Origin of the sequence: Micromonospora taraxaci (assembly GCF_007830095.1) — a bacterium.
Taxonomy (GTDB): domain Bacteria; phylum Actinomycetota; class Actinomycetes; order Mycobacteriales; family Micromonosporaceae; genus Micromonospora; species Micromonospora taraxaci.
Genome location: NZ_VIWZ01000001.1, coordinates 6,338,247 through 6,363,806, shown reverse-complemented (window position 1 = coordinate 6,363,806; position 25,560 = coordinate 6,338,247). Strand labels below are relative to the sequence as shown.

Below are 25,560 nucleotides of genomic sequence, written 5' to 3'. Positions count from 1 at the left end.
CGCCATCGACGTGAGGGAGGCAGGCATGCGCAGGCCAACAGTAGCTGAGCAGCATCCGGTGAACGTGAAGGTCGACCGGTGGCGGGCGGGGCTGCCACCGGACGCCTGGCCGGACATGCTCCCGGCGAGCGGCGAGATGTGGCGGCGGGACGTCTTCGCTGTCGCCGACGCCTACCGAGCCGGCGACGCGAGTCCACGGCAACTGCTGACCGCCGTGCTGGTCTGGGCTTACGGACCCATCGGGTACGGCCCGTGGCGTGCCACCAGGTCCCTCGACGCTGATCCGGACGGCACACGCCTGGCGTACGCGCTGGAGGAGATGTCGGCACCCGACGAGGCCCGGCTGCGGTCGGCGTACCGCCGTTTTCTTGACCCCGACCAGGCGCGGCTGCCGTGGTTGGGGCCGGGCCTGTTCACGAAGGTGCTGTACTTCGCCGGCTATCGGCGCGGTGTGGGTGGCGTGCAGCCGTTGATCCTGGACCGGGTGGTGGCCGGCGGGCTGCCAGCCGAGGCTGGGGTCGCCCGCCAGAGCGGGTGGTCGTCCGAGGAGTGGCTGGCCTACCTGCGGTGGGCGGCGGAGCAGTCCCGGGTCAGAGGGGTTGAGCCGGATGCGGTGGAAATGGCGCTACCGCGCGGTGCGCAGCCGGGCGTCGAGCGCGTTGAGGTCGGGGACGAACCAGATCTGCCCACCCTGATTGGCCTCGTGCACCAGGGCACGTAGTGCCGAGCTCTCTGCGAGGTGCGCCGAGATGTCACCGACGACGGCCAGCCGCAGCCGGTAGTTGACGAACTTCTGCATGACGTCGCCGGCGAAGCGGGTGCCGAGCGAGAAGAAGCGTGGGTCGAGTCGGTTGGCGGGCACCGCCACCACCTGGGCACCGAGGAACGCCGCGCCGACCAGGTCCAGCGCGTCCTGCTCGGTGGCCACCGGAGGGCCGGCCGGGTCGCAGACCAGCACGGGCACTCCGGCGCGTTCCTGGATCTCGTCAGGCATCGGGGACCTCCCGGTCGAGCAGGCCGTTGTCGGCGTTGAGGACGGCGTCGAGCAGGTACAGCAGTTCGGCGGTGGCGGCCGGATCACCCAGGATGATGATCTTCAGGCGGTGGCGTTCCTCGTCGTGCACGGTCTGCACCCGCAGCGGGTGGGCCTGGTCGCGGTCGGTGTTGGCGGTGGCGAGCACGAGTGTGCCGAGCCGGTCGGCGGCGGTGCGGTCGACGCCGTCGACCTGCACGATGCTCGACACCTCCGCGTGCCCGCTGACGCGGGTGGCGGTCGGGGCCTGACCGGTGAGCGCGTCCAGATCACCGGCGGTGATCCGGTACTGCTTGCCGATCCGCACCGCCCGCAGCCGGCCGGAGCGGATGTAACCCCGCACGGTGCGCACGTGCAGCCCGAGCCGGTCGGCGACCTGCTCGACCGAATACATGTCTTCCTTCATCACTCCCTAACCTACCCTCAGCAGGCCAGTGAGGTAACAATGCGGTCTGATTCGTCTGTGGCATCAGCTCCACAGAACCGTCGACCCACGTGCCCCACCTGCGGCTGCGCGAATAACCCGCCCGCCTTGTCGGCGGGTTCCAGTACCGTCTGGAAACCATGGACGCGCGGCGCGGCGACGCGATCATCGGGCGGGACCACCCCGTGGGTCTGCTGCGCGCCGAGATGGACCGGGCGACGACCAGCCACGGCGGCCTCGTCCTGGTCACCGGTGAGCCGGGCATCGGCAAGACGACACTCGTCACGGCGGCGGCGCGGGAGGCTCGGCAGCGCGGCGCGCTGGTGCTCGGCGCGGCCTGCTGGGATTCCGACAGCGCCCCCGGCTACTGGCCGTGGGTGCAGGTGCTTCGCGGCCTGCGGCGCTCCGCCGACGACTGGGCGGTGGCCCGCCCCACCGCCGAGCCAGCCCTTGCGGCCCTGCTCGGCGAGGCCGACACCACCGGCGAGCAGGCCGGCCGCGCCGCCAGCTGGGCCGGCGTCGACACCGGCGGAGACGTCGCCGACCGCGAGGCGTTCGCGTTGTTCGACGCGGTGACCGCCGCGCTGGTCGCCGTCTCCGGGCACCGACCGGTCATGGTGGTCCTCGACGACCTGCACTGGGCCGACCCGGCCTCACTACGGCTGCTGAGCTTCGCCGCCCAGCACACCTGGTTCGAACGGTTACTGCTGGTCGGCACCTACCGTGACGCCGAGGTCGAGTCGGGCGAGCACCCGCTGCGCCCCCTGCTGATGCCACTCGTCGCGAAGGCCACCAGCATCACCCTCACCGGCCTCTCCCGCGACGAGGTTGCCGCGTTGATGGCACGGACCGCCGGGCGGCAACCCGACGCCGGTCTCGTCGACGAGGTGCACCGCCGCACCGGAGGCAACCCGTTCTTCATCGAGCAGACCGCGCGGTTGTGGCACGCCGACGACGCGGCCGACACCATCGCCCCCGGCGTACGGGAGGCGGTGCGGCGCCGCCTGGCCCAACTGCCTCCGGCCGTGGTCGAGGCGCTCACTGTCGCCGCCGTGCTCGGGCGCGAACTGCACCGGCAGGTCCTGGCGGCCTGCGTGGCGGCCCCGGTGGCACAGGTCGACCGCTTGCTCGACCGCGCGGTGACGGCGCGGCTGATGGTCGCCCGGGGCGGCGGCCGGTTCGCCTTCGCCCACGACCTGGTCCGCGAAACCCTCTACGACGGGTTGTCCGACGACGACCGGCAGGCCCGGCACGGCGCGGTCGTCCGCGCGGTCGACCATCTGCGGGAGCTCAGCGACCAGTTGGTCCCCGCCGACCTGGCCCGCCACGCCTACCTGGCCGGCCCCGCGCTCGACCGGGCCCGGGCGGCAACGTTGCTGGTCGCCGCCGGCCGGGACGCGTTCATCCGGCTGGCTGCCGACGAGGCGGCGGTGCACTTCCGTCGGGCGCTGGAGGTGGTCGAAGACCCCGTGCAGCGAGTGCGGATCCTCGTCGAGTTCGGCGAGGCGCAATACCATCACGCCGGCCGGGACGAAGCCACCAAACTGCTCACCGAGGCGGGTGTGCTGGCCCGCACACTCGACGATCCGGTCCTGCTGGCGCGGGTCGCCCTCATCGTGAACCGCGCCCGGCAGGTGGAGATCGCCCACTCGGTCGAGGCGGCCGAGCTGGTGCACGAGGCGTACCGGCGGCTGATCGGCGAACCGGCCGCCGACGCGTCGGTCGGCACGCTGGTCGCCGACCTGATCACCGCCACCGAGACGATCGCCCGTCGAGGGCAGGACGACGAGGCGCTCACGTTCAGCCTCTGGGCCCGCCACGACACCACCTGGGGCCTGGGCACCGCGACGGCCCGCGCCGCCCTCACCGCCGAGATCCGGGATGTGGCCCGCCGTACGGGCGACCGGGAAACCGAGTTGTGGGCCACCGCGCTGCGCTGGGTGGCGCTGCTGGAGTTGGGCGACCCGCACTTCAACGAGGAGTTCACGACCTTCGTCGGCGCGGACCAGCAGGGTGACGACCCCTCCCGGCACCGGGTAGCGGCAGCCGTCGACAGCGGGATCATCGCTGCCTTCCGGGGTGACTTCGCCGAGGCCGACAAACGATTCGGAGACGTCCTCGCCGTCGCGGACCCGAGCCACGCCGAGTTCGGGTTCATGGGCCATCACCTGCACTGGTCGCGGCTGCTGCTTCAGGGCCGGTTCGCCGAGGCCGAGACCCTGCTGGACGGGCTGGCCCCGGTCGACTACCCCTACCATGAGCTGCTGCGGGCGATCACCGCCGCCGAGCGGGGCGACGACGAGACGGCGATTCGGCTGACCGCCGGCATCGAAGCCGCCGCCATCCGTTACCCGCGTCCGGTGTCGCCGCTCTGGCTGCGCTTACGCGCGCAGGTCGCGGCCGCGTCCGCCGACCCGCAGCGTTGCGACGCGGCCCGAGCCGCGCTCGCCCCGCACCGTGGCGAATGGATGGTCGGGCTCTTCGGCTGTGACATCAGCGGCCCCGTCGACCACTGGCTGGCGCTCGTCGACTGCGCGCAGGAACGCTGGGACGATGCCATCGCCGGCTTCACGGCCGCCAGTGCCTCCGCGGAGCGGCTGGGCTCCCGCCCCTGGTTGCTCATCGCCCGCGCCGGGCTGGTGAACGCTCTGGCCGGCCGAGGTCACCCGGGCGACGCGGCGGCGGTCGCCGCGCTGCACGCGACCACCACATCGGAAGCAACCGCCCTCGGTATGACGCAGGTGCTCCACCAGCTCGCCGGCAGCGCTGGATCCGTCGTGGACGTGGCCGGGTCCGGGCACACCGTCACGGCAGGTCAAGCCGTCGGGCGGGCCGAAGCCGTCGGGGCAGGCCAGGCCGTTGCTTCAGTCAAGGTCGCGCCGGCCATCGAGGGGTACGAGTTTCGGCGCGACGGGCCGGTCTGGCAACTCGCGTACGCGGGTGTCGTGGTGCACCTACCCGACGCCAAGGGTCTGCACGACCTGCATCTGCTGCTGAGTCGACCGGGCAGTGACGTACCCGCCGTGGAGTTGTTGGATCCGGCCGCCGGGCCGGAGTTGGTAGCGGCCCGGAAGTTGGGTGCCGACCCGGTCCTCGACGACGAGGCGAAGGCCCGCTATCGGCGGCACCTGGCCCGCCTCGACGAGGAGATCGACCTGGCCGCCGCGCGCGACGACGACCGGAAGGTGGCCGCGCTGGACGCGGAGCGGGGTGCGTTGCTCGACGAGCTGCGGGCCGCAGCGGGGCTGGCCGGTCGCAGCCGCCGGCTGGGCGACGAGGCCGAGCGGGCTCGTAAGACGGTGACCGCCCGGATCCGGGACACACTGCGCAAGCTCGACGGGCGGCACCCGGCCCTCGCCGGCCACCTGCGCGACTCCGTCTCGACCGGCAGCACGTGCCGCTACCTGCCGCCCGAGCCGCTGCGCTGGCGGCTCTGAACCCATGGCCGGCGCGCCGGCTGGTCAGCGCCGGCCATGGGTTCGGCTCATTCCTTGAGATCAGGGCTGGGGTCCAGGACCCGGGCAAGCCAGTCGCTCTGGGCGCGTCGTGCCGCCGCCGACACGCGGACCTCGGGGAACAGCGCCGAGAATCCGTGGAAGCCGCCGGCCCACAGGTGCAACTCGGCCTGGCCGCCGGCGGCCCAGATCCGGGTCGCGTAGCTGACGTCCTCGTCGCGAAAGACCTCGGCGGTCCCGGCGTCGATGTAGGTGGTCGGCAGACCGGACAGGTCGTCCGCCAGCGCGGGTGAGACGTAGGGGGAGACGTTCTGGTCGGTGTGCTCGCCGAGGACGCTGCGCCATCCGAACTCGTTCATCTCCCGGGTCCACACGCCGTCCAGCCCACTGAACTGACGGCTGGACGTGCTGTCGTTGCGGTGGTCGAGCATGGGGCACGACAGCAACTGCGCGGCGATGGTCGGGGTGTTGCGGTCGCGAGCCATCAGCGTGACGCCTGCCGCCAGGCCACCTCCGGCGCTGGCACCGGCGACGACGATACGGGCCGGGTCGATGCAGAGGTCCACGGCGTTCTCGGCGACCCAGAGCAGGCCCTGGTAACAGTCGTCGACCAGGGTCGTACCGGTTGCCTCCGGGGCCAGCCGGTAATCCACAGTGATCACGACGGCGCCGAACCGGTCGAGCCATTCCAGCGGGACGTCGATGTTCGAGAAGCGGTCGCCCCACATCATTCCGCCGCCGTGGATCCAGTAGACGCAGGGTGCGCCAGCGGCACGGTTGATGGGGCTGAGGACGGTCAGCGGGATCGGCGTTCCGTCGTTGGCGGGAACGGTGACCTCGCGCCGCTCGACCGCACGGCCTTCCAGATGGCTGTCGATCGACGGTTGGGGGAAGTGGCGCAGCTGCTCGATCACCTCGGGGCCGAGGGGCGGCATCGGCGGCAGTTCAGCCAGGGGGACGAGCAACTCGGGGTCGATGCACGGTCGGGGGAGGTTCATCAGGATCCTTTCGATGACACGGGTAGGGGTGATCGGTCGCCGATTCAGAAGGTCGCCTTGCCGCCGACCGGCACCGCGTCGGTGTACGCCGAGTCGCCGGCCAGCAGTGGCTGAAGCTTCGCGACGAGGGCCTGCGCCTGCTCGCTGGCGAAGAACGCGCTGTGCGCCTCGGCGCTGGTCCAGCCTTCGATGACGTGGACGACGTCGCGATCGGACGCCGAGCGGGCCACGAGGAAGACGACGCAGTCGTCGTGCGGCAGGGACGGTGCGTCCAGCAACAACTGGATCAGCTCGTCCGCCTTGCCCGGCTGAGCGGTCATCGTGGCCTGGAACCCGTGGTGAACCGACATCGTTGAGACTCCTCATCGTTGAGCCGTGCTGCGCTTTCTTGAGAAACTGACACTCATATGGAAGCGCTTTCAGCAGCAGAAACGTTAGAAAGATGCTCGCTGCTCCTTGCCCGATCCTCTCGTTGTAGCGAGGATCGGTCCTGTGCTTCAATCGGGTCGTGGACCTCGACGAGCTGCGGGCACTGCTGGCCCGGCATGCCCGACCGGACGTCAGCACTCCGATCGAGGGGGTGCTGATCTCGAAGGTCGAGCAGCAGACGGCACCCACCACGTCGATGTCGGGCACCGTGCTGGCACTCATCGCTCAAGGCGCCAAGCAGATGGCGCTGGGCGACCGCGTGTACGAGTACCGGGCCGGCCAGTACCTTGTCGCGTCGGTCGACCTGCCGGTCACCGGCCGATTCACCCAGGCCAGCGCCGGCGCGCCGGCGCTGGGGTTCGGGCTGGTGCTACACCCGGCCATGGTCGCGGAGTTGCTGCTGCAGGCGGCACCGGGCGACCTTCCGCCCCTGGCCGGGCCGACGCCGTCGGGGATGGTGGTCAGCGACGCTCCCGACGACCTCGGCGACGCGGTGATCCGCCTGCTGCGGCTGCTGGACAAGCCCCGGGACGTCACGGTTCTCGCGCCCCTGATCAAGCGGGAGATCCTGTGGCGGCTGCTCACCGGGGAGCAGGCCGCGGCCGTACGGCAGCTCGGTCTGGCCGACAGCAGCCTCAGTCACGTAGCCCGGGCGGTCCGGTGGATCCGCGACCACTACGCGCAGCCGTTCCGGGTGGAGGATCTGGCGCGGCTGACCGGGATGAGCGTGTCGGCGTTCTATCGCAACTTCCAGGCAGTGACCGCGATGAGCCCGATCCAGTTCCAGAAGCAGATCCGGTTGCAGGAGGCGAGGCTCCTGCTCGCCACGCACCCCAACGACGTCACCGGGGTGGGCATTCGAGTTGGCTACGAGAGCCCGTCGCAGTTCAGCCGCGAATATCGTCGTCAGTTCGGCGCGCCACCCAGCCAGGACGCCACCCGATTGCGGGGCACGATCCGAGCCGAGGTGCCGGCGGTCGTCTGACCGCCAGCGTTCACCCGATCGTCCAGACAACAGCCGACGGGCGCCGCCACAGCCGTGGTGGCGCCCGTCGTACTGATCACTGTCAGCGGCGGTTGTACCGGTACATGGTCAGGGTGCCGAAGACGAGCAGGAAGCCGGCGCTCCACACCAGCAACCACATGGTGGCCGACGGGTCCGAATCGCCGCTCATCGCTCCGCGGATCGCCGCGACCAACTGCGTCACCGGGTTGACCTTCACGAACGCCTGGAGCCAGCCGGGCATGGTGCTCGGGTCGACGAAGACGTTGCTGAGGAACGTCAGCGGGAACAGCACCATCATGCTGACCCCCATCACCGACTTCTCGCTGCGCAGGATCAGCCCGAAGAACGTCCACACCCAGGAGAACGCGAACGAGAAGACCACCAGCAGCCCGATCCCGACGGCCACGCCGACGACTCCGCCGTGCGGGCGGAAGCCGAGCACCAGACCCAGGCCCAGGATCACCAGCGCGGCCAGGACGTAGCGCAGCACGTCGCCGAAGATCATGCCGACCAGGGCGGACGGACGCCAGACGGGCAGCGTCCGGAACCGGTCGAAGATGCCCTTCTCGATGTCGGTGTTGAGGCCGATACCGGTGTACATGGTGATCATGACGACGCTGGTCACCATGATGCCGGGCAGGAAGAACTGCAGGTATTCGCGCGGGCTGCCGGCGAGTGCGCCACCGAACAGGTACGTGAACATCAGCACCATGATGATCGGGAACGCGGTCACGTCGAAAAGCTGCTCCGGCACGTGCTTGATCTTCAGCATGGCGCGCCAACCGAAGGTGAGCGACGCGCCCAACGCGCTGGGCCGGGGCGGTCGGGCACCGGGCGCGAGCACCGTCGCCAGCGCCTCGGCGGACGGGACGTAGACGGACGGCGCCCGTTCGGTGGTGGTGGTAGTGGTGTCGCTCATCGGGCTGCCTCCAGCTCGTCGTCGCGTTCGCCGGCCGGTACGGCGGGATGGTCGGTCAGGGCCAGGAAGACCTCGTCCAGGCTCGGCTGGCCGAGCGAGAAGTTGTCCACGACGATGCCGGCGCGGGCCAGGTCGCTCAGCACCCGGGCGGCCTGGGCGCTGGCGTCGAGGTCGGTGCCGGCCTCACCGACGCGGGCCGTCAACGCCACCGGGTCGGCGGCGAGCTGCACCGGCACGTCGAGCGCCTCCCGGAGCACCCTCTCCGCCTCCGGGCGCTGCCCGGGATCGCGCAGTCGCAGGTGGACAGTGCCCGAGCCGATTGACGACTTCAACTCGCCCGGGGTGCCCTCCGCGATCACCCGGCCGTGGTCGACGACCGCGATCCGCCCGGCGAGCTGGTCGGCCTCGTCCAGGTACTGGGTGGTCAGCAGGACCGTCGTGCCATGCGACACCACCGCCCGGACGATCTCCCACACCTGGTTGCGGCTGCGCGGGTCGAGGCCGGTCGTCGGCTCGTCGAGGAACAGCAGGTCGGGGGTGTTGAGGATGCTCGCGGCGATGTCGATGCGCCGCCGCATCCCACCCGAGTACTTCTTCACCTGGCGGTCGCTCGCCTCGGTCAGACCGAACGCGGCGAGCAGGGCTGCCGCGCGCTCCCGGGCGGCCGGCTTGCGCAGGCCGAGCAGGCGGGCGAGGAGCACCAGGTTCTCCGTGCCGGTCAGGTCCTCGTCGACCGAGGCGTACTGGCCGGTGAGGCTGACCCGGGAGCGGACCTTGTCGGCCTCGGTGACCACGTCGTGGCCGAAGACCCGGGCCGAGCCGCCGTCGGGGCGCAGCAACGTCGCGAGCACCCGGACCGCTGTGGTCTTGCCCGCCCCGTTCGGCCCGAGCAGGCCGTAGACGGTGCCGGCCGGCACCTGTAGGTCGATCCCGGCCAGCGCCCGGGTGTCCCCGAACGAGCGGGTCAACCCCTCGGCCTCGATGGCCAGCCCGGTGGTGCGTCTACTCATGATTCTTACCTTCCGTCGGACGTGTTCAGGAGACGTAGGGCCGAGCCGCCCGGCCGTCGCGCAGGGCCAGACCCCACCAGCGGAGCTGGTCGAGCAGGACGCTGGCGTCGCGGCGCAGCTCGTCGGTGCACTGCGGGGTCGGCTCTCCGGCGAGCAGGTCGATCCCGACGACGTCGCGCACCGTCATCGCGTGCAGCGCGGTGAAGACCGTGCGCAACTGGTCGACGGCGTGCAGGCCGGTGGACCGACAGCCGTACGACACGAAGCCGACCGGTTTCGCCTGCCACTCGTCGTACGCGTAGTCGATTGCTTGCTTCAAGGGTGCCGGAAAACTGTGGTTGTACTCGGGGGTGACCACGACGAACGCGTCCGCCCGGCCCACCTCGCTGACGAACGCCCGGATGGACGCTGTCGGCTCGGCGGGATAGCTGGCCGGGAAGTCGTAGTCGGTCAGGTCAACGACCGTGACCGCCAGGTCGTCGTGCCGGGCGGCCTGGTCGACGAACCAACCGGCGACCCGGTCTCCGGCCCGACCCTCCCGGGTGCTGCCGACGATCACGGCAACCCGCAACTGTGCCATCGCCACCCCCTTCCACTCTGAAAGCGCGAGGTGACGGCCAGCCGCCCGCTAGATCCGATCTAGCGGGCGGCGTTTCGGAGCGGAATGTCGCACGGGTCGGCTTGACTGGGGCCGACGAACAGGGGATCGGAATGGCGCAGGCGCACATCGAACCGTGGCACGAGAGCGACCTTGACCTGCTGCGACAGCTCAACTCACCGGAGACGCGCAAGCACACCGGTGGTCCGGAGACCGACGAGCAGGTGCTCGCCCGGCACGACCGGTACGTGCACTTCGCCGACACCGGGCAGGGTTGCATGTTCACGGTGGTGCTGCCGGACGGCGCGCGGGCCGGCAGCGTCGGCTACTGGGCCCGCGAGTGGCGCGAGCAACAGGTGTACGAGCTGGGCTGGGCGGTGCTGCCCGCGTACCGGGGAAAGGGCCTGGCCACCGTCGCGGTGCTCGCGGCGCTCGACGTGGCCCGCGCCCGACGGGACCGGCGCTACGCGCACGCCTATCCGTCGGTCGACAATCCCGCCTCCAACGCGGTCTGCCGCAAGGCAGGGTTCACGCTGCTCGGCGAGACGGGGTTCGAATACCCGCCGGGGCAGATGATGCGGGCCAACGACTGGCAGCTCGACCTGACCGCCCCGCCGACCGGGAGCTGAGGTCGGCGGGGCGGCTGGTGACAGGTCACCAGGTGGTGTCGAGGCGGTGCCGCTGCTCGGCGGTCAGTTCCAGGTCCACCGCTGCCAGGCTCTCCTCCAGTTGTGCCACGGACGAGGCGCCCACCAGCGGAATGGACGGCAACTCGCCGCCGAGCAACCACGCGAGCACCACCTGGTTGACAGTCCCGCCGCACTGCCCGGCCACGTCCCGCAGGGCCGCCAGTCGCCGGGGCGCGCTCGGCAGGTCGTACGCCGAGCTGAGCGGCTTGTCCGCCCTGGTGAACGCCCCCTTGAGCAGCGGCGAGTACGCCACGAGGGTCAGCTCGGGCTCGGCACGCAGGTAACTGAGCAGGTCACCGCTGACCCCGCCCGGCTCGCCGTCCGGGTCCAGGTCGCTGGGGAGGTCCGTGCGGTTCGGCAGGTAACTGCGGTGGTACTGGAGCACCTCGTACCCGGGTAGGCCGGCGGCGGCGGCCAACGCCCGGGCACGCTCCACCCGCCAGGCCCGGTGGTTGCTCGCGCCCAGCAGACCCACAGTGCCCTCGGCGACCAGCTCGGCGAAGCCCTCCACGGTCTCCTGAAGCGGCACGGCCCGGTCCTCGATGTGCGCGTAGAGCAGGTCCAGCCGCTCCACGCCGAGCCGGTCCCGGCTGCGCTCCGCCGACTCCCGGATCACCTTGGCGGACAGGCCCTCCGCGTTGTCCAGGTAGCTCGTCCCCGGGGCCAACGGCCGGGCGCCCAGCTTCGTGGCGATGACGATCTCGGCGCCGATGCCCCGGCTGCGCCGCCACCGGCCCAGCAGTTCCTCACTCTGCCCGCCCTGCCCGCCGTCCTCCCAGAACGCGTAGTTGTCGGACGTGTCGATGAACGTGCCGCCGGCCTCGACGAACCGGTCGAGGATCGCGTACGAGGTGGCCTCGTCGGTGGCGCTACCGAAGAGCATCGCGCCGAGGCTGAGGACGCTGACCTCGCGCCGGGTCGCCGGGTCGGTGCCGATCGTGCGGTACCGCATGGGATCTCCTCTCGCGCGCCCTACCGGTGGGCGCACAGATCACCCTGCAAGCTGGAGCGCGCTCCAGGTCAAGCGTTCGTCCGTCACCAGGGCAGCACGCCGTAGCCGCCGCCGGCGTCCATCTGAAAGCCCCAGAGCAGACCGCTCGGCCCGTCGGTGGGCAGCGTCGCCAGGTGCACGCTCACCTCAGCGCCCTGCTCGGCGGTGCGGAAGCCGCTGTTGCCGTTCAGGTCGGTGGCGCAGTAGCCCGGGTTCGCCGCGTTCACCTTGATCGCGGTGTCCCGGAGCTCCTTGGCGTACATCGCGGTGAGCATGTTCAACGCCGCCTTCGACGACGGGTACGGCACCGAGGTCAGTTCGAACAGCGCGCCGTTCGGGTCGGTCATCACGGCGATCGAGCCGACCTCGCTCGATACGTTGACGATCCGGGCGGCCGGTGCCCGGCGCAGCAGCGGCAGCAGCGCGTTTGTCACCGTCACCACTCCGAAGACGTTGGTCTCGTACAGCCGGCGCAGCGTCGCCACTGTCGTCTCGCTGGGCAGCCCTCGCGCGCCGTCGGCGAGGATGATGCCGGCGTTGTTGACCAGTACGTCAAGCCGGCCGTACTCCGCCTCGACCAGCTTCGCGACGGCGGCCACCGATTCGGCGTCGGTCACGTCCAGCGGCACGAACCGGGCGTCCGCGCCGCCGTCGCGCAGCTCCCGCTCCGCTGTCCGGCCCCGCTCGGCGTCCCGCGCGCCGATCAGCACTGTCATCCCGAGACCGCCGAGCTGGCGGGCGGTGGCCAGGCCGATTCCCTTGTTGGCCCCGGTGATCAGGGCGATCGTGTTCGTCATGCCGTCGAGCCTGTCCCGGCCGGTGCCGTGCCAGGAGAGACGGGCTGAGGCTGGGACCGGCGGTACCACCCTCGCCGGCCCCGCCCGGGGCATGCTGGAGAGCATGACGAGCAGCGGACTGCGCCGTGACGAACTGGCGGCGTTCCTGCGCACCCGCCGGGCCCGGCTGCGTCCCGCCGAGGTCGGGCTCCCCGAGGGCGAGCGCCGACGCACCCCCGGGCTGCGCCGGCAGGAGGTGGCCCAGCTCGCCGGGATGTCGATCGACTACTACATCCGGCTGGAGCAGGGCCGGGGGCCACACCCGTCCCGGCAGGTGCTCGCCTCGATGGCCCGGGCGCTGTTGTTGAGCCGGGACGAGCGCGAGTATCTGTTCCGACTCGCCGGCGAGAACCCGCCGCCGACCCGTGGGCCGAGCCGGGAGGTGCCGTCCGGCCTGCGGCACCTGCTCGACGCGATGACCGAGACCCCGGCGTACCTCGTCGACGCCGCGTACCACGTGCTGGCCTGGAACCGTCTGGCCACGTACTTCGTCGGGGATCTGTCGACGGTGCCAGCCGCGGACCGCAACATGATCCGCTGGACGTTCCGGCAGCCGGTGACCAGTGGCCACTGGAACGACGCCGAGATGCTCCGGTTCGTCCGCGGCACGGTCGCGGACCTGCGGGCCGCGTACGGCCGCTACCCGGCCGACCCGGCGATCCGTGAGCTGGTCACCGAACTGCTCGGCACCTCACCCCGGTTCGCCCAGCTCTGGGCCGAGCACGACGTGGCCGAACGTCGCCCCATCGTGAAGCGGGTGCCGCACCCCGAGCTGGGGCCGTTGGAGTTCGAGTGCCGGGTGCTGCACGTGCAGGAGACCGACCAGCGGATGATCGTCTATGTCCCCGAGCCCGGCTCTCCGACCCAGGCGGCGTTCCACCGGATCGCGCAGCGCGTCCGTTCCTGACCTGCCGGCAACAGCGTGATGCCTCAGGGTCATCACGACGACTCTGAGGCATCACGCTCGTTGGAGACCTGCCCGCCGCACGGCGGGCTCGGGTCAGTTGGGCAGGTAGGCGAAGGTGTCCGGGTTCGGGCCTTGCCGCCCGGCCTCGCCCTGGTTCAACCCGGTGATCCGCTCCATCGCGGTGTCGTCCAGCTCGAAGTCGAAGATCCGGGTGTTCTCCTCGATCCGCTTCGGGGTGGTCGACTTCGGGAAGATGATGTCGCCGCGCTGCACGTGCCAGCGGAGCACCACCTGCGCCGGGGTCCGGCCGACCTGCTCGGCGAGGTCGACCACCGTCGGGTCGTCCAGCACCTTGCCCTGCGCGATCGGCGACCAGGCCTCGGTGAGGATGTTGTGCGCGCGACCGTAGGCGCGAACCTCGTCGTTGGTGAAGTACGGGTGCGCCTCGATCTGGTTCACCGCCGGCACGACGTTCGCCTCGTCGGCGAGCCGCTCCAGGTGCGCGACCTGGAAGTTCGACACGCCGATCGAGCGGGCCCGGCCGTCGCGCTGGAACTCCTCCAGCGTCTTCCACGTCGACACGTAGTCGCCGTCGTACAGGGTCGGCAGCGGCCAGTGGATGAGGAACAGGTCGATGTAGTCCATCTTCAGCGCCGCGAGCGTCGAGTCGAACGCCCGGCGGGCGTCGTCGGGGCGGTGGAAGGCGTTGTTCAGCTTGCTGGTCACGTAGACCGCGCTCCGGTCGAGGCCGGACATGCGTACCGCCTCGCCGACCTCGGCCTCGTTGCCGTACATCTCGGCGGTGTCGATGTGCCGGTAGCCCGTCTCCAGGGCGGTGGTCACCGCGGCGACGGTGTCCTTCGGCTCGATCTGGAACACCCCGAAGCCGAGCTGCGGGATGGTGGTGCCGTCGTTCAGGCTGATGTCGGGAATGGTGTTGGCCACTACGGCTCCTTCGCGTCATCGTCGTTGCCTGTCATCCATACCCGGGTGGCCTGTCGAATCACCGCACAACGCGAGGTGACGAGCGCAACGTCGAAATGGTTCACCCGGTCGTGTCGAAGAGCACCGGCCAGGGCCGTGCGGCCGGCGGCGACGTCCCGCCCGACGCGGGCGGCGCGGGCTCGGCGTCGGCCACCACGTCGGCGGCGAGCTGCCCGAACATCGAGGCCGCCGGGTGTGCCGACCGGTCCGGCCAGGCCGCCGAGGTCCGCTTCGCCAGCGGTGCGTCGACGATCGGCCGCCAGGCGATCCGGGGCTCGCGACGCGCCACCGTCGCCGGTTCCACTGCCACCCCGCCCCCGGCCAGCACCAACCCGAACAGGAACTCCGGGTTGCGGGCCGGGCGTACCCGGGTCGGCCGCCAACCGTGCTGTCGGCACACCGCCAACAGGTGGTCGTGCCAGCCGGGCGCGGTGGCCCGGGGCCCGGCCACCAGATCCAGACCGGCCAGCGACGCGAGCGTCACCTCCCGGCCGCGGGCCAGCGGCGAGGTGCGCGGCAGCAACACCCCCAGGGGTACGTCCACCGGGGCGCCGAAGCGCAGTCCGTCCGCCGCGACCGGGTGGTGCACGAGCCCCACGTCCAGGGTCCGCTCGGCGAGCATGCGTACCTGCTCGGCGGTGGTCAGCTCGTGCAGCTCCACGTCCAGGCCGGGTGCCCGGGTGGTGAGCCCGTCCAGCAGCGCCCGCAGCGTCACAGCGGGTGTCTCCGGCGGCACCCCGGCCCGGAGCACGCCCAGCTCACCGGCGCGGATCTGTCCCATCAGGTTGCGCAGCCGACCCTCACCGGCGAGCAACTCCTCCGCCTCGCCGAGCAGCAGCTCACCGGCGGTGGTGAGGCGTACCTGGCGGCGGGACCTGTCGAACAACTCGACTGTCAGCTCCCGTTCCAGCCGCTGAATCGACTGGCTCAGGGGCGGCTGGGCCATCCCGAGCAGGTCGGCGGCCCGCCCGAAGTGCAACTCGTGTGCGACGACCACGAAGTGCCGCAGGTGCCGGAGCAGATCCACGGCCGGCACCCTACGCCAGCCCCGACCCCGGCCCGCTGGATAGCGTGCTCGCGTGGACGTGGACGAACGCATCGAGGTGATCTTCGCCGCTGCCGGGGTGACCGCCAGCCTGCACGCCGTCGACCTGGACGCCGTCGACCTGGACGCGGCTGACGCTTTCCGGGAGGTCGGGGTGCGGGCCGACGAGCAGGTGGTGATCGCCTCCGTCTTCAAGATCCTGCTGGTGCTGGAGTTCGCCCGGCAGGTCGAGGCCGGCCAACTCGACCCGACCGAACGGGTACTGGTCACCGCCGCCGACCGGCTCGGCGGCTGGGGTCTGGCCGGCTGCGTCGACGACGCCGAGGTGTCTCTGCGCGACCTCGCGTACTTCGCCATGTCCGTCAGTGACAACACGGCCGCCGACCTGCTGCTGCGTCGGGTCGGCCCGGACCTGCTCCCGATGCTCGCCGCCGAGCTGGGGCTGACCCGTACCCGCATCCGGGGTGGTCCCCGGGAGTTGGTCGAGCTGATGCTCGCCGACGTGGGCGCGCGTACCGAGGCGGACTTCGCCCGGATCTTCCCCACGTTGCCGGCGGACCGGATCCGGGCGATGCGGGTGTTCGACCCGGCGCACACCACCTCCAGCACCGCCCGGGAGATCACCCGGCTGCTCAGCATGATCTGGCGGGACGAGGCCGGACCGGCGGGTGCCTGCGCGATGGTCCGTACCTGGATGGCCCGGCAACTTTTCTGGACCCGGCTGGCCGCCGGCTTCCCGCCCGGCGTGCGGGTCGCCGGGAAGACCGGAACCCTGCCCGGGCTGCACCTGGAGGCCGGGGTCGCGGAATACCCCGACGGCGGCCGGTACGCGATCGCCGTGTTCGCCCGCGCCGACCAGTTGGCGTCGCGGCGGATCGACGTGGACCTGGCGATGGGGGAGGCCGCCCGCACGGCCGTGGAGGCGCTGCGCGGCGACTGATTTCGTGCCCGTCGGCACGCTGGCGCACGACCACTGAGCAGGCCCGATATGCGGCGGTGTATCGGAGGTGGTCGCCTTTGATCTTGGACCGGGGCCGGGTCGCGCTGGTTGGCTCGTGCCGACCAATCGCCCGACCACGGGGAGTAGACCCGCATGCCCAGCCTCGACCGCCGACGCTTCCTGCGCGACACCGCCGCCACCACCGCCCTGGTCACCACCGCCGGGCTCGCCTCCAGCCCGATCACTCCGGCCCAGGCCGCGCCGGCGGCCGCCACACCCACCCCGTCCGCCCGCCGCAAGGGAGCGGTCAGCTTCCGCTGGTGGGGTACGGCCGGCTGGCGCGTCGACATCGGTGACCGCACGGTCCTCGTCGACCCGTTCCTCAGCCGGATCGACACCGGGCTTTTCAAAGGTGCGTTCAACCCGGCCAAGGCGTTGACAGTGCGTACCGACGTGATCGACCCGCGCGTCGACCGGGCCATGACGGTGCTCGTCACGCACACCCACTGGGACCACTTCATGGACGTGCCGTACATCGCGAAGCGCACCGGCGCGCGGGTGTTCGGCACGCTGACCGCGTACCACCTGGGGTTGGCCTACGAGCTGCCGTCGACGCAGCTCAGCGCCGTGAAGGGCGGGGAGGTGCTGGACTTCGGCGACCACTCCGTGGAGGTGGTCGGTTCGCTGCACAGCCGCAACCCGTCGTACTCGGTGGCCTTCCCCGGGGTGCGGGTCAGCCAGCCCGCGCAGCCGGCGACCATCGCGGACCTGCCGGAGGGCGACACGCTCGGCTACCTGCTGCGGGTCGACGGCGGCCCGTCGGTCTACTTCACCGGGGCCAGCGACGTCGCCGAGCGGAACCTCACCGGGCTCGCGCCCGACGTGGCGATGGTGGCCATGCAGAACGCCACCACGACCGGGGACTACCTGCCCCGCCTGCTGGAGGGGCTGGACTACCCGAAGGTCGTGGTGCCGGTGCACTACGACAACTTCGAGACCGAGCTGCGGAACCCGCCGCCGGTCGCCGAGACCGACCGTGCCCGGCTGAACGACATGATCGCGGCGATCCGCCGGATCTCGCCGCGCAGCCGCGTGCTGGTGCCCGAGTACGAGACCGCGTACCACTTCTGACCGGCACCGGTGGGGGTCGCCGGGCAGCGGCCCCCACCGGATCAGCCGGCGGCCATCTCGGCCAGAGCCCGCACCGACTTCCAGTTGCGGGTGGTCGCCACCACGCCGAGCTTCTTCTCCAGGTACGCGTTGGTGAACCTCGACCGCCCGTAACCGCCGTCGACGTAGTGCAGGAAGACCTCCCGGCCGGTCACCGTGAACGACACGTTCTCCCCGCCGGGCACGGTCAGCGCATCCGCTGTGGACCTCTTCGGCGCGGTCGCCAGGAAGGCGACCAACAGCCTCGTCGGGTCGTCCTCCCGGTCGGCGTACGGGTTACCACCGGCGATCGCCGCCAACTCCCGGCCACTGCGCACCAACACCGGCACCGTCATCGCCAGCTCGTCGGTGAGCGCGCGTTCGATTCCCGCCGCCAGCTTCTCCGCATCGCGCACGGTGCTGCCGAAGGCCACGTTGCCGCTCTGCAGGTACGTCTTCACGTCCTCGTGCCCGAGCTCGGTGACGATCCTGCGCAGGTCGGCCATCGCCAGCCTGGTGGCGCCGCCGACGTTGACCCCGCGCAACAGTGCGACGTACCGGGTCATCTCGTCCTCCTCGGGTGCTGGCCAACCGGCTCAGCGTAGGCCGCCCGGCCCCACGAGGCCCGTTTCGTAGGCGACGATGACCAGTTGCGCGCGGTCCCGGACTCCCAGCTTCGTCAGCAGCCGACCGACGTGGGTCTTGACAGTGGCCTGGCTGAGACTGAGGTGCGTGGCCAACTCCGCGTTGGACAGACCCCGGGCGATCAACGCGAGCACCTCCCGTTCCCGTTCGGTCACCCCGTCCAGGTGACGGGGCAGCGGCCGGGCCGGCTCCGCTCGCCTGGCGAACTCGTCGATCAGTCGGCGGGTCACCGTCGGCGCGAGCAGCCCTTCACCGGCGGCGACCACCCGGATGCCGGTCAGCAGGTCCGCCGGTGGGGTGTCCTTGAGCAGGAAACCGCTGGCACCGGCACGTAACGCGCCGTAGACGTACTCGTCCAGGTCGAACGTGGTCAGGATGATGACCCGGGTGCCGGCGGTCGCCGGGTCGCCACAGATCCGTCGGGTCGCCTCGATGCCGTCCATCTCCGGCATCCGTACGTCCATCAGCACCACGTCCGGCCGGTGCTGCCCGGTCAACGCGACGGCCTCGGCACCGGTGCCCGCCTCGCCGACAGTGGTGCAGTCCGGGGCGAGGTCGACCAGCAGCCGGAAGCTGCCGCGCAGCAGCGCCTGGTCGTCGGCGATCAGCACGCGGATCACGCGGCCACCCGGTAGGGCAGGCTGGCCGTCACCGCGAAGCCACCGTCCGAGCGTGGCCCGGCGCTGAACTCCCCGCCGTGCAACGTCACCCGTTCCCGCATGCCGATCAACCCGTGCCCCTCCCCGCCGGTCAGGACCGGACGTCGACCGTCATCGGTCACCTCCACCCGTACCTCGCCGGGTGTGACGGTCACCGTAGCCTGGCAGGCGGCCGGGGCCGCGTGCTTCACCACGTTGGTCACCGCCTCCTGCACGATGCGGTACACCGCCAGGCCCACCGACTCGGGGACCACGCCGCCCGGTGCCTCCCGCCGAACGTCGAGCCGTACGTCGACACCGCCGATCGCCGCCTGCCGCGCCAGCGCGGGCAACTCGTCCAGCCCGGGTGCAGGGGCGTACGAGGTGTCCTCGCGCAGTACGCCCAGCACCCGACGGACGTCGGCCAGGGCGTTGCGGCCGGTCTCCTCGATCACCCGAAGGGCGGCGCCCGCCTCGCGGGGATCCGCCTCGGCGACGTGGTTGGCGACGGCCGCCTTCACCACGATGAGACTCAGTGTGTGGGCGACCACGTCGTGCAGCTCACGCGCCACCCGCAGTCGTTCCTCCGCCGTGGCCTGACGGACCAGGTGGTCACTCTGCCGGGCGGCGAGGGCACGTCGCTCCCGGACCAGCCACCCGATCACCCAGGCGGGCGCGATCATGACGACGGCGTAGACGACCCCACCCGCACGCGACCAGAGGTCGCCCGCCGTCAGCACCAGCGCGACGCTCACCAGCGCGAGACAACCCGCCGCGCAGAGGATCGAGCGGCGGGTGGCCGTCGACACCGCGACCGTGTAGAAGGACAGGCCGATGGCGAGCGCCGGCGCGGCGGCGGCGAAGTTCGGGATCACCCCGGTGACCAGGGCGACGGTGGTGACGGAGCTGATCACGGCGGCCACCGTCATCGGCCACCGGCGTCGTACGGCCAGCGGCAGCCCGAGGGCCAGGCCGACGAGCACGGACACCCAGAGCGGTTCGCGTACGCCGCCGTGCAGCGGTGACTCCAACGCCGCGTACGGGCAGAGCAGCCCGCCGACCGCCACGGCCAGCACGGCGTCCACGATGTACAGATCCACCGGCCGTAGCCGTCGGGTCAGCAGGGGAGGGGTCACCTGTCCGACCGTATCGGCCGGCTGGCCGGTCCGCGTCCACCCACGGGCGGTCATCCCCGAGGACGACGTACCGGCCGTTCCGGGCCTCCGGCTCCACCCCTAGGAGGGGCGGAAACTGTCCGCGCCGGCACGACGCGCGGCACCCACCACAGCCGGCACTGTGTCGGCCATGACCACACACACGGTGACCCTGACGGGGCTGCGCGCGGTGTACGGCACCGGAACCCGGCGGGTGACGGCGCTCGACGGCGTGACGACGAGCTTCGCGAGTGGGACGTTCACGGCGGTGATGGGCCCCTCCGGCTCGGGAAAGTCCACCCTGCTGCACTGCGCGGCGGGGTTGGACAGCCCGACCGAGGGGACCGTCACGATCGACGGCATCCGCCTCGACCAGCTCGGCGAGGACGAGGTGACCCGGCTGCGGCGCGACCGGATCGGGTTCGTGTTCCAGGCGTTCAACCTGGTGTCCACGCTGACCGCCGGGCAGAACGTCGAGTTGCCGTTGCGGCTGGCTGGCCGCCGCCCACCGGCCCGGGACGTCACCGCCGCCCTCGACGCGGTGGGACTGGCCGACCGGGCCGGTCACCGGCCGAGTGAGTTGTCCGGCGGTGAGCAGCAACGCGCCGCCGTGGCCCGAGCGTTGATCACCCGACCGGCGGTGGTCTTCGCCGACGAGCCGACCGGGGCGTTGGACAGCGCGGCGTCCCGGCAGGTGCTCCGGCTGCTGCGGGCGCTCGTCGACGACCACGGGCAGACAGTGGTGATGGTGACCCACGATCCCAACGCCGCCGCGTACGCCGATCGGGTCCTCCTGCTCGCCGACGGCCGCGTGGTGGACGAGTTGGACGGCGACATCTCGGCGGCGACAGTCGCCGCGCGGATCGCCGAGCGGGAGACGCTCCGGGAGCGGTCATGCTGAGTATCCGCCGTTCGACCAGCGCGTTCGTGGCCGTCGCCATCGGGGTCGCGCTGGTCGCTGCGGCCACCCTGCTGCTCGCGTCCGGGCGCCCGCAGGTGCCGGACCGGTTGGCCCGGGCGGCAGTCGTGGTGCAGAGCCCCGAGGCGGGCGCGTCGGCCGACCAGTTCGTGCCGTCCCGACCGTGGTCGGCCAGCACGGCGGCGGGACTCGTCGGCCGGTTGGCCGGTCTGCCGGGTGTCGTCGCGGCGGTACCGGACCGGACCTTCTACGCCCAACCGCTCGTCGACGGCCGACCCTCCGCCGCCGACACCGGGCGGGAGGACGCGTACCAGGGGCACGGGTGGTCCAGCGCCCAGCTGGGTGGTCTGCGCCTCACCGCGGGTGAGCCGCCCGGCAGGCCCGGCGAAGTGGTGGTCGACAGTGCGCTGGGACTGCGTACCGGTGCGCCGGTCACCCTGCTGACGGCGGCGGGTCCGGAGGCGTACACCGTCACCGGTCTGGTGGACGGGCCCGGCGTGCACGTCGCGGACGAGGTCGCCGCCGCGCTCGCGCCCGGCGTCCGGGCCATCGGGTTGGTCCTCGCGCCGGGGGTCGACCCGGACCGGGTCGCCACCACGGCTCGCGGTGTCGTCGGCGGCGACGGCCGGGTGCTGACCGGCGACGCGCGCGGCGCGTTGGAGCCGCGCAACGACGCCCGGACCCGGTGGATCGGCATGCAGGTGCTCACCGCCACGGCAGCCCTCGCCGGCTTCGTCACGGTGTTCGTGGTCTCCTCCACCTTCGCGTTCACCGTCGCGCAGCGCCGCCGCGAGCTGGGCCTGCTGCGCGCCGTCGGCGCCACCGGACGCCAGGTCCGCCGCATGGTGTACGCCGAGGCTCTCGTCGTCGGCGTTAGCGCCGGGCTGGTCGGTCTGCTGGTCGGTGCGGCGCTCACCCCGGTGCTGGGTCGACTGCTCGTGGACTTCGGCTACGAGCCGGCGACCTTCCGGGTCCACTACGCCCCCTGGCCGGTCGCGGTCTCACTCGCGGCCGGGCCGGTGATCGCGTTGCTGGCGGTCTGGTCGGCGTCCCGTCGGGCCGCGCGGGTGCGCCCGTTGGAGGCGTTGCGCGAGGCATCGATCGAGCAGCGACCGATCGGACGTGCCCGGATCGCCGCCGGGGCGCTGCTCGTCGCGGCGGGGATCGCTCTGAGCGTCGGGACGGCGACCGCGGACGAGGCCCGGGTGGCGGCCTCGTACGCCCTGTACGCGGTGATGGCCCTGGTGGCCGGTGCCACAGTGCTCGCCCCGGTAGTGGTCGGGCCGGTGGTGCGGCTGCTGCGGTTCCCGGTGCGGCGGCCCGGTGGCGCGATCGGGATGCTGGTCCGGGGCGGTGCGTTGACCGCCACCCGGCGGACCGCCTCCATCGCCGCACCGGTGCTGCTCACTGTCGCCTTCGCGGTGCTGGTGTCCGGGATGGTGCGGACCACCACCGCCGCGTACGCGGCGGGTCGGGCGGACAACGTGAACGCCGGCTGGATCGTCGTACCGGACCGGGCGCCCGGTCTGTCGGAAGCGGCCGTCGCCGCGACCGGCGGCACCGCCCTCCTGCCGACCACCGTTTTCCGCACCGACCCCGGAACGCTGCCGGAGAACCGGCCACTGACGGCGCTCGGTGTGGACCCGGCGGGCTTCGCCGCCGCGAACCGGGTGCTCACCGTCGTCGCCGGCTCCCTGGACGACCTGCGCGGCGACGACACGGTGGTGGTCACCGCCTCGACGAACCTGCGGCCGTCCGAGCCGTATCCGGTGGTCTTCGCCGACGGGACTGTGGTGTCGTTGCGCGTCGTCGCCGTCGTCACCGACAACTCGCTCCCCGGCAACCTGCTCGTGCCCCGGGCCGTGGTGCGGGCGCACGACCCGTCGGCGTTGACCTCCACGGTGTACGTCCGGGACCGGATCGCCCCACCGGTGGGCGCGCGGATCGTCGACGTGGCCACCTGGGCGGCCGAGGCGGACGCCGCCGAGGACCGTCTCGTCTGGCTGTTCACGCTGCTGCTGATCGGTGTGTCGGCCGGTTACGGAGCCATCGCCGTGGCCAACACGTTGCTGCTGGCCGCCGCCGGTCGGGTCGCGGACCTGCGGCTGATCCGGTTGGCCGGGGCGACCCGGCGGCAGGTCCTCTGGCTGGTCACCGCCGAGTCCGCCCTGGTGGTGCTGATCGGCGCGCTGCTCGGTGGCGCGGTCGCGTTCGTCGGCCTGCTCAGCATCCGTGCCGGCCTGGCCGAGCAGGTCGGCGCGTCCGTCGACCTGGTGGTGCCCTGGTCGGTGATCGCCGGTGTGGTGGGGCTGTGCCTGCTGCTCGCCGTGCTGGCCAGTGTGCTGCCGACGTGGCGGTCACTGCGTCACCGCCCCGCGCGGACCCCGGTCGGCGTCGTCGGATGATCGTGCCCCCTGACCGGGCGCGCGGACCGCTACCGTCCACGGATGCGATCCGCGCGCCCGGTCGGGCTGCTCATCTCCGCCGCCGTCGTGCTCTGGGCGATCGGCGTGACGGTGTGGCAACCGCTGACCGAGCCGCTCGGCCCGTGGTCGGAGCACCTACCTGGCAACAACGCCTACTGGGCACGGGACCTCCGATTCATGGCGATCATCGCGGTGACACTCGGGCTGGTGGTGGCGGGCCGGGGGCAGGTGCGCTGGAGCGGCCCGGCGGTGGTGCTCGGTGGTCTCTGGATCGCCGCCGACGTGGCTGTCGACCGGGCCGATCCGGTCGGCACGGAGGCGACAGTGCTGCTCGCCGTCGGCGGCTGCGCCGTGGTCGGAGTGTTCGCGGCCATCCTGCTGTGGCGGGAGCGCGGCACGCCCTCGGCCGCCGACCGGAGGGCGCTGACCGGCGCGGCGTGCGTGGCCGGGGTGCTGGTGGCAGTGGCGGCCGGTATCGAGTCACCGACCGACCGGGAGCCGGAGCTGAATCAAGGTGGCCTGGCCACCGGGGCGCTGCTCGTCGTCCTGGCGGTGGGTGCCGCGCTGGCGGCGGCCCCGGAGCGTTCCCGGGCCCGCGTCGGGCTGGCGGCGGGTCTCGCCGTGGTGTGCCTGCTCGGCGTCGGGCTGGTCCGCGCCGTCCCGCCGGGCTCGCGGCTCCTGCCGGAGCTCGCCCTGTGGACGGTGCTGCTCACCGGGGTGACAGTGCTGGCCTGGGACTGGCCAGGTGGCCGTCCGGTCTGGCGGCACCACGCACTGGCCGCGCTCGCGGCGTTGGTGGGTCCGCTCGCCCTGTTGCTGGTCACCGCCGTCACCATGATGGTGCTGGTGCCGATCGGCGCGACGTTCACCGCGTTGGCCGGCAACAGCCCGATCAACTCCGCCGACTCCGACGTGCTGGTCTCGCTGGCCGGTCTGCTGGCCGGGCTCGGGATGGCGTTGCTGCTGGCGTGGCCAGCAGCGCTCGGCCACCGCCCCGGCGCACCGAGGTAGCGCCGCCTACTCGGCGACCGGCAGCACGACCTCGTTGCGGCGCAGGAACCACGGCTTCCACGGCAGGTCGAAGCGCGCGTACCGGACGGCGCCGGTGGGTTGCAGCCCGGCCGCCGTCACCGACCGGCCGAGCATGGTGGCCCGCTGGCCGAACGTCTGCTCCGTCCACCGCCCGGAGAAACGCATCGCCGCCGCCAGTTGTGCCGCGACCTCGCGGACCCGCACCCGGGCGTCCACCGGCTCGGGCGCGGTCGCTGCGGTGAGGGCCGACGGCAGGACGAACTGGATCAGATACGCGCCCGGCCGCTCGCCCTCGATTTGGACCACCGGCACGGTCATGGCGATCTTCTCCGATCCGCTGGCCGCCGACGTCGTCGGCTCGGCCGCGCCAATCGGGTGTCGAGCCCGATTGGCGCCGCCGAGGTAGCCGGCCAGCGGTCGGAACGCCTCGATCGGCGCCCGGGTGAACGAGGCCTGGACCTGCATCTCGGCCACCAGGTGAGCCGGGTACCGACGCAGCTCGAACCCGGGGTGTCGGGACACCACCCGGTACGGCTGCTGTTCGGTCATCGCGCGGCTCCCAGGATCTGCTGGAACAGACGCTACCGCCCGTCCGGCTCCCGCTCGGCCGAAGTCGACTGCTCCGGCCGTACGGTCACCGCCCGCGCGGTCAGCCGCCAGTACTGCCGCTTGCCCTCGTCGCGCAGCACCACCCCGAGCAGGCCCAACTCCCTGCGCAACTCGCGGGCGTCGTCACGGCGGTCCCGCTCGACCGCCCGTTCACGGGCACGCAGCAGCGCGTCCGCGCCGGCCGGCAACCCGGGTAGGTCGGGCACCCACAGCCGGTACGCCGACCGGTGCGGGTCGTCGTCCGCCCAACCCCAACCGTGTGCCCGGAACGCCGCCGCCAGTCGCCTGGCCGAGAGGTCCGTCGGCTCCCGGACCAGTTCCGCGCCGTCGCCGTCGAGCAGCACCAGGTGCTTGTCGGCGAGGAAGACCACCCGGGTGTCGACCCGGGCGACGGTCCGGTCCTGGTCGGAGCGGCGTAGCCGGACCTGCGCCGGGTCGACGGTGACGATCAGCCGTTCGGCGGTGCCGATCCCGGCGACGACCAGGCCGGCGACGACACCCACCGCGATGGTGCCGGCGGTGGCCTGCGGCTCGGGCAGCCGGTCCAGCCACTCGATCAGATCGCCGAACGGCACCCAGGGCAGCCGGGTGAGCCAGCCCGTCGCCGCCGCGAGGAGCCACCCGGCGCCCGCGCCGAGGAGCGGGAAGCCACCCCACAGGACCGCCAGCTCCAGCGGGCCGCCGCTGACCACGGTGCGGGGTCGGTAGCCGGCCGTGTCCATGG

26 protein-coding genes are annotated in these 25,560 nt (G+C 72.1%); 10 read left to right on the top strand and 16 right to left on the bottom strand.

The genetic code is table 11. The features are described 5' to 3' along the window. Window positions 1-25: 25 nt before the first annotated feature. Window positions 26-721 carry an 8-oxoguanine DNA glycosylase OGG fold protein gene (locus tag FHU34_RS28830; RefSeq protein WP_145785327.1) on the top strand — a complete coding sequence of 232 codons (696 nt, stop codon included), beginning with the start codon at window positions 26-28 and terminating at the stop codon, window positions 719-721. Here the strand turns inward: FHU34_RS28830 and FHU34_RS28825 are convergent. Both FHU34_RS28825 and FHU34_RS28820 read right to left on the bottom strand, forming a co-directional pair. After that, complete coding sequence (locus FHU34_RS28825) at window positions 626-994, bottom strand: DUF4180 domain-containing protein (protein WP_145785326.1); 369 nt, start codon at window positions 992-994, stop codon at window positions 626-628. The two genes, FHU34_RS28830 and FHU34_RS28825, sit on opposite strands and share 96 nt — an antisense overlap. Further along, on the bottom strand, window positions 987-1,439 hold the full coding sequence (locus FHU34_RS28820) for a helix-turn-helix domain-containing protein (protein WP_208745100.1): 453 nt from the start codon (window positions 1,437-1,439) through the stop codon (window positions 987-989). Before FHU34_RS28820 ends, FHU34_RS28825 begins: the two co-directional genes overlap by 8 nt. A 158-nt stretch (window positions 1,440-1,597) precedes the next feature. Here FHU34_RS28820 and FHU34_RS28815 point away from each other — a divergent pair, with 158 nt between their 5' ends. After that, complete coding sequence (locus FHU34_RS28815) at window positions 1,598-4,894, top strand: ATP-binding protein (RefSeq protein ID WP_145785325.1); 3,297 nt, start codon at window positions 1,598-1,600, stop codon at window positions 4,892-4,894. Window positions 4,895-4,941: 47 nt separating this feature from the next. Here the strand turns inward: FHU34_RS28815 and FHU34_RS28810 are convergent, their stop codons facing one another. Continuing rightward, window positions 4,942-5,910, bottom strand: a complete 969-nt coding sequence (locus FHU34_RS28810) for an alpha/beta hydrolase (RefSeq protein ID WP_145785324.1) — start codon at window positions 5,908-5,910, stop codon at window positions 4,942-4,944. A gap of 44 nt (window positions 5,911-5,954) precedes the next feature. Then, window positions 5,955-6,260, bottom strand: coding sequence for a putative quinol monooxygenase (locus FHU34_RS28805; protein WP_145785323.1), 306 nt, complete (start codon window positions 6,258-6,260; stop codon window positions 5,955-5,957). Between the two features lie 158 nt (window positions 6,261-6,418). On the opposite strand from FHU34_RS28805, the gene FHU34_RS28800 reads away from it, so the two are divergent. After that, a complete protein-coding gene (locus tag FHU34_RS28800) occupies window positions 6,419-7,324 on the top strand; it encodes an AraC family transcriptional regulator (RefSeq protein WP_145785322.1) in 906 nt (301 codons plus the stop codon). A gap of 82 nt (window positions 7,325-7,406) precedes the next feature. Here the strand turns inward: FHU34_RS28800 and FHU34_RS28795 are convergent, their stop codons facing one another. Genes FHU34_RS28795 through FHU34_RS28785 form a run of 3 tightly spaced genes read right to left on the bottom strand, consistent with a single transcriptional unit; the run spans window position 7,407 to window position 9,854 of the window. Continuing rightward, window positions 7,407-8,264: an ABC transporter permease gene (locus FHU34_RS28795; protein WP_145785321.1), complete on the bottom strand. Its 858-nt coding sequence runs from the start codon at window positions 8,262-8,264 to the stop codon at window positions 7,407-7,409. After that, on the bottom strand, window positions 8,261-9,274 hold the full coding sequence (locus tag FHU34_RS28790; RefSeq protein ID WP_145785320.1) for an ATP-binding cassette domain-containing protein: 1,014 nt from the start codon (window positions 9,272-9,274) through the stop codon (window positions 8,261-8,263). The genes FHU34_RS28795 and FHU34_RS28790 overlap by 4 nt, the downstream gene beginning before the upstream one ends. 25 nt (window positions 9,275-9,299) lie before the next feature. Next, on the bottom strand, window positions 9,300-9,854 hold the full coding sequence (locus FHU34_RS28785; RefSeq protein WP_145785319.1) for an NADPH-dependent FMN reductase: 555 nt from the start codon (window positions 9,852-9,854) through the stop codon (window positions 9,300-9,302). A gap of 131 nt (window positions 9,855-9,985) precedes the next feature. Between FHU34_RS28785 and FHU34_RS28780 the strand changes: the two genes are divergently transcribed. Continuing rightward, entirely contained in the window at window positions 9,986-10,501 is a 516-nt protein-coding gene (locus FHU34_RS28780; protein ID WP_145785318.1) for a GNAT family N-acetyltransferase, read from the top strand. A 25-nt stretch (window positions 10,502-10,526) separates the two neighbouring features. On the opposite strand, the gene FHU34_RS28775 is transcribed toward FHU34_RS28780, so the two are convergent. Both FHU34_RS28775 and FHU34_RS28770 read right to left on the bottom strand, forming a co-directional pair. Next, complete coding sequence (locus FHU34_RS28775; protein ID WP_145785317.1) at window positions 10,527-11,513, bottom strand: aldo/keto reductase; 987 nt, start codon at window positions 11,511-11,513, stop codon at window positions 10,527-10,529. A gap of 83 nt (window positions 11,514-11,596) precedes the next feature. Further along, window positions 11,597-12,349 (bottom strand): SDR family oxidoreductase, encoded by a 753-nt coding sequence (locus FHU34_RS28770; protein ID WP_145785316.1) that lies wholly within the window; start codon window positions 12,347-12,349, stop codon window positions 11,597-11,599. A 103-nt stretch (window positions 12,350-12,452) separates the two neighbouring features. On the opposite strand from FHU34_RS28770, the gene FHU34_RS28765 reads away from it, so the two are divergent. After that, window positions 12,453-13,295: a helix-turn-helix transcriptional regulator gene (locus FHU34_RS28765; RefSeq protein WP_145785315.1), complete on the top strand. Its 843-nt coding sequence runs from the start codon at window positions 12,453-12,455 to the stop codon at window positions 13,293-13,295. A gap of 93 nt (window positions 13,296-13,388) precedes the next feature. Here the strand turns inward: FHU34_RS28765 and FHU34_RS28760 are convergent, their stop codons facing one another. After that, window positions 13,389-14,240 (bottom strand): aldo/keto reductase, encoded by an 852-nt coding sequence (locus FHU34_RS28760; RefSeq protein ID WP_145785314.1) that lies wholly within the window; start codon window positions 14,238-14,240, stop codon window positions 13,389-13,391. Between the two features lie 100 nt (window positions 14,241-14,340). Next, window positions 14,341-15,306, bottom strand: coding sequence for a LysR family transcriptional regulator (locus FHU34_RS28755; RefSeq protein WP_145785313.1), 966 nt, complete (start codon window positions 15,304-15,306; stop codon window positions 14,341-14,343). Window positions 15,307-15,358: 52 nt separating this feature from the next. Here FHU34_RS28755 and FHU34_RS28750 point away from each other — a divergent pair, with 52 nt between their 5' ends. Both FHU34_RS28750 and FHU34_RS28745 read left to right on the top strand, forming a co-directional pair. Further along, window positions 15,359-16,264 carry a serine hydrolase gene (locus FHU34_RS28750; RefSeq protein ID WP_145785312.1) on the top strand — a complete coding sequence of 302 codons (906 nt, stop codon included), beginning with the start codon at window positions 15,359-15,361 and terminating at the stop codon, window positions 16,262-16,264. 153 nt (window positions 16,265-16,417) lie between these two features. Then, entirely contained in the window at window positions 16,418-17,395 is a 978-nt protein-coding gene (locus FHU34_RS28745; protein WP_145785311.1) for an MBL fold metallo-hydrolase, read from the top strand. Window positions 17,396-17,436: 41 nt separating this feature from the next. On the opposite strand, the gene FHU34_RS28740 is transcribed toward FHU34_RS28745, so the two are convergent. Genes FHU34_RS28740 through FHU34_RS28730 form a run of 3 tightly spaced genes read right to left on the bottom strand, consistent with a single transcriptional unit; the run spans window position 17,437 to window position 19,832 of the window. Then, window positions 17,437-17,979: a DUF1697 domain-containing protein gene (locus tag FHU34_RS28740; RefSeq protein WP_145785310.1), complete on the bottom strand. Its 543-nt coding sequence runs from the start codon at window positions 17,977-17,979 to the stop codon at window positions 17,437-17,439. 30 nt (window positions 17,980-18,009) lie between these two features. Beyond that, on the bottom strand, window positions 18,010-18,678 hold the full coding sequence (locus FHU34_RS28735; RefSeq protein WP_145785309.1) for a response regulator: 669 nt from the start codon (window positions 18,676-18,678) through the stop codon (window positions 18,010-18,012). Further along, window positions 18,675-19,832 carry a sensor histidine kinase gene (locus FHU34_RS28730; protein WP_244311870.1) on the bottom strand — a complete coding sequence of 386 codons (1,158 nt, stop codon included), beginning with the start codon at window positions 19,830-19,832 and terminating at the stop codon, window positions 18,675-18,677. The genes FHU34_RS28735 and FHU34_RS28730 overlap by 4 nt, the downstream gene beginning before the upstream one ends. 169 nt (window positions 19,833-20,001) lie before the next feature. Between FHU34_RS28730 and FHU34_RS28725 the strand changes: the two genes are divergently transcribed. The 3 genes from FHU34_RS28725 to FHU34_RS28715 are packed head-to-tail and all read left to right on the top strand — an operon-like array spanning window position 20,002 to window position 24,206. Further along, window positions 20,002-20,751, top strand: a complete 750-nt coding sequence (locus FHU34_RS28725) for an ABC transporter ATP-binding protein (protein ID WP_145785307.1) — start codon at window positions 20,002-20,004, stop codon at window positions 20,749-20,751. Beyond that, the gene (locus FHU34_RS34100) at window positions 20,745-23,174 is read left to right on the top strand and encodes an ABC transporter permease (RefSeq protein WP_145785306.1); all 2,430 of its coding nucleotides are present in this window, start codon (window positions 20,745-20,747) and stop codon (window positions 23,172-23,174) included. Before FHU34_RS28725 ends, FHU34_RS34100 begins: the two co-directional genes overlap by 7 nt. A 42-nt stretch (window positions 23,175-23,216) precedes the next feature. Beyond that, window positions 23,217-24,206 carry a hypothetical protein gene (locus FHU34_RS28715; RefSeq protein WP_145785305.1) on the top strand — a complete coding sequence of 330 codons (990 nt, stop codon included), beginning with the start codon at window positions 23,217-23,219 and terminating at the stop codon, window positions 24,204-24,206. 6 nt (window positions 24,207-24,212) lie between these two features. Here FHU34_RS28715 and FHU34_RS28710 read toward each other — a convergent pair whose 3' ends face one another. Beyond that, window positions 24,213-24,776 carry an SOUL family heme-binding protein gene (locus FHU34_RS28710; RefSeq protein ID WP_145785304.1) on the bottom strand — a complete coding sequence of 188 codons (564 nt, stop codon included), beginning with the start codon at window positions 24,774-24,776 and terminating at the stop codon, window positions 24,213-24,215. Between the two features lie 32 nt (window positions 24,777-24,808). Further along, window positions 24,809-25,558, bottom strand: coding sequence for a YqeB family protein (locus tag FHU34_RS28705; protein ID WP_145785303.1), 750 nt, complete (start codon window positions 25,556-25,558; stop codon window positions 24,809-24,811). Between the last annotated feature and the right edge of the window lie 2 nt (window positions 25,559-25,560).